This is a genomic window from Roseiarcus sp. (genome assembly GCF_049514155.1).
In the GTDB taxonomy this organism is placed as follows: domain Bacteria; phylum Pseudomonadota; class Alphaproteobacteria; order Rhizobiales; family Beijerinckiaceae; genus Roseiarcus.
Window position 1 is genome coordinate 1 of sequence record NZ_JBEKVH010000293.1, and the last position, 3,050, is coordinate 3,050.

The window sequence follows — 3,050 nt, forward strand, 5'->3', positions numbered from 1 at the left end:
CTGGTCGGCGGCGCGCCGCCGCAGGAGGGCGGCCAGCAGGATGCGATGATCCGCGGCATGGTCGAGCGGCTGGCGACGCGGCTGGCGACCAGCGGCGGCGACGCCGACGAATGGCGGCGCCTGATTCGCGCCTATACGGTGCTGCACGAGCCCGACAAGGCGAAGGAGGCGCTCGCTTCGGCGCGCAAGGCGCTCGCCGGCGACGCCGAGGCCGGACAACAACTGGACGCGCTGGCGCGCGAACTTGGGATCGGAGGCTGAAGGTGACGCGCAAGGGCCGCAGATTGACGCTGATCGGCGTCGCGCTCGCCGTGGTCGGGGTCGCGGTCGGCCTCGCGCTCTATGCGATGAGCGACAGCATCGCGCTGTTCCTGACGCCGAGCGAGGTCGCGGCCAAGGCGCTGAGGCCGGGAACGCGGCTCCGGCTCGGCGGCTTGGTCGAGGCCGGCTCGGTCCAGCGCGGCGCCGACGCGATGACCTTCAATGTGACCGACAACGCCAAGAGCGTCGGCGTCGATTGCGCCGGCGCCTGCTTCGCCAACGTGCCCGACCTGTTTCGCGAAGGGCAGGGCGTGGTGGCCGAGGGCGCGCTGGCGGCGGGCGGGCGGCTCAGCGCCGAGGCGATCCTCGCCAAGCACGACGAGCGCTACATGCCGCGCGAAGTGGTCGAAGCGCTCAAGAAGCAAGGCCGCTGGCAGGAAGGCGCAGCCAAGCCATGATCGTCGAAGCCGGCCATTTCGCGCTGATCCTCGCCTTCGCGCTGTCGCTGGCGCAGGCGAGCGCGCCGCTCATCGGCGCGCGGCGCGGCGATCGGGCGCTGATGGCGGTCGGGACGAGCGCCGCGCTCGGCCAGTTCGTCCTCGTCGCGCTGGCCTTCGCCGCGCTCGCCTGGGCGCATCTGGCCTCCGACTTCTCGGTGCTCAACGTCGCCGAGAATTCGCACAGCGCCGCGCCGGCGATCTACAAGTTCTCCGGCGTGTGGGGCAATTCGGCCGCTCGCTGCCCGCCCGGCTGCGCGCCGACGCGCTCGCCGTGCAGGGGATGATCAGCGCCGCCTTCCTCGCCTTCATCCTGCTGACCTCGAACCCGTTCGAGCGCCTGTCGCCGGCGCCGTTCGAGGGCCAGGACCTCAACCCGATCCTCCAGGATCCCGGCCTCGCCATCCATCCGCCGCTGCTCTATCTCGGCTATGTCGGCTTCTCGATCGTCTTTTCCTTCGCCGCCGCGGCGCTGATCGAGGGCCGCATCGACGCCGCCTGGGCGCGCTACGTCCGGCCGTTCGCGCTGACCGCCTGGTGCTTCCTGACGCTCGGCATCGCGGTCGGCTCCTACTGGGCCTATTACACGCTCGGCTGGGGCGGCTTCTGGTTCTGGGATCCGGTCGAGAACGCGTCGCTGATGCCGTGGCTGGCGGGCACCGCCTTCATCCATTCGGCGGCGGTGATGGAGAAGCGCGACGCGCTGAAGGTGTGGACGATCTTCCTCGCCATCCTGGTCTTCTCCTTCTCGCTGCTCGGCACCTTCCTGGTGCGCTCGGGCGTGCTGACCAGCGTCCACGCCTTCGCCAGCGATCCGCGTCGCGGCGTGTTCATCCTCGTCATTCTGGCCGCGTTCATCGCCGGCCCGCTGGCGCTGTTCGCCTGGCGCGCGCCGAAGCTGAGGCAGGGCGGCCTGTTCGCGCCGATCTCGCGCGAGGGCGCGCTGGTGCTCAACAACCTGCTGCTGACCACGGTCTGCGCGATCGTGTTCTTCGGCACGCTCTATCCGCTCGCGCTCGAACAGGTCACCGGCGAGAAGATCACGGTCGGCGCGCCGTTCTTCAACCTGACCGCCGGCGCGCTGATGATGGCGATCGCCTTCGCCACGCCGTTCGGCTTCTCGCTCGCCTGGAAGCGCGGCGATCTGCTCGGCGTCGCTGAGCGGCTCGCGGTCGCCTTCGCCGGCGGCTTCGTCGTCCTGGTCGCGCTGGTCGCCTTCCTGCGCGGCGGGCCGGCGCTGGCGCCGATCGCGGCGGCGCTCGCCGTCTTCGTCATGCTCGGGACGCTGTCCGAGATCGTCTCGCGCGCCTGGCGGCGCGGCGCGGCGCTCGGCGTCATGCTGTCGCGCCTCGCCGGCCTGCCGCTGTCGTTCTGGGGCGGCGCGCTCGCCCATTTCGGCGCCGGCGTCGCCCTGCTCGGCCTGGCTTCGACCGGCTTCGGCGCCGAGACGATCGCGATGATGAAGGCCGGCGCGACGCAGACGGTCGGCCCCTACCAGATCACGCTCGATTCGCTTGCCGACCGCGCCGGCCCCAACTACCGCGAGACGGTGGGAGCGATGACGATCCGCAACGACGGCGTCGTCGTCGCCACGGTCGAACCGGCGCGCCGACTGTTCGCGACGCGGCAGACGGCGACGACCCAGGCCGGCATCGTCACCTTGCGCCTCGGCCAGGTCTATACGGCGATCGGCGACCCCAACGATCAGGGCGCGGTCGCGGCGCGGCTCTATTGGAAGCCGCTGGTGACGCTGATCTGGCTCGGCGCCGCCGTGATGGCGCTCGGCGGCGCGCTGTCGCTCGCCGACCGTCGGCTGCGGTTCGGCGCCCCGGCGCCGGCGCGTTCGGCCGCCGCCGCGGCGCGCGGAGCGGGCTGAAGCGATGGCCAGGCTGCGCGCGCTTCTCGCCTTCGGCTTCCTGCTGATCGCCGCCGCCGCCGGCGCCGTGCAGCCCGACGAAATGATGAAGGACCCGGCGCTGGAAGCGCGCGCGCGGACATTGTCGGCCGAGCTGCGCTGCCTCGTCTGCCAGAACCAGTCGATCGACGATTCCGACGCGCCGCTCGCCGGCGACATCCGCCGGCTGATCCGCGAGCGCATCGCCCAAGGGGAGAGCAACGCTTCGGTGCGCGCGTTCCTCGTCTCGCGCTACGGCAATTTCATCCTGCTGAAGCCGCCGTTCGAGCTTTCGACCGTGCTGCTGTGGCTGAGCGGGCCGCTGACGCTGGCGCTCGGCGCGCTCGGCGTCTATCTCGCCCGCCGCCGCGCCCCGCCCCCGCCCCCGCCCCTGAGCG

2 protein-coding genes and 2 pseudogenes are annotated in these 3,050 nt (G+C 71.9%); all 4 read left to right on the forward strand.

Annotation, left to right across the window (positions count from 1 at the left end; all coding sequences use genetic code 11):
• A pseudogene (locus tag ABSF49_RS21685) lies at positions 1-261 on the forward strand (c-type cytochrome biogenesis protein CcmI); the annotation flags it as partial.
• 2 nt (positions 262-263) lie between these two features.
• Entirely contained in the window at positions 264-719 is a 456-nt protein-coding gene (ccmE, locus tag ABSF49_RS21690; protein WP_424114705.1) for a cytochrome c maturation protein CcmE, read from the forward strand.
• Positions 716-2,634: pseudogene (locus ABSF49_RS21695) on the forward strand (heme lyase CcmF/NrfE family subunit). The gene ccmE and the pseudogene ABSF49_RS21695 overlap by 4 nt, the downstream one beginning before the upstream one ends.
• 4 nt (positions 2,635-2,638) lie before the next feature.
• The coding region (locus ABSF49_RS21700) for a cytochrome c-type biogenesis protein (protein WP_424114706.1) at positions 2,639-3,050 on the forward strand (412 nt) is incomplete at its 3' end.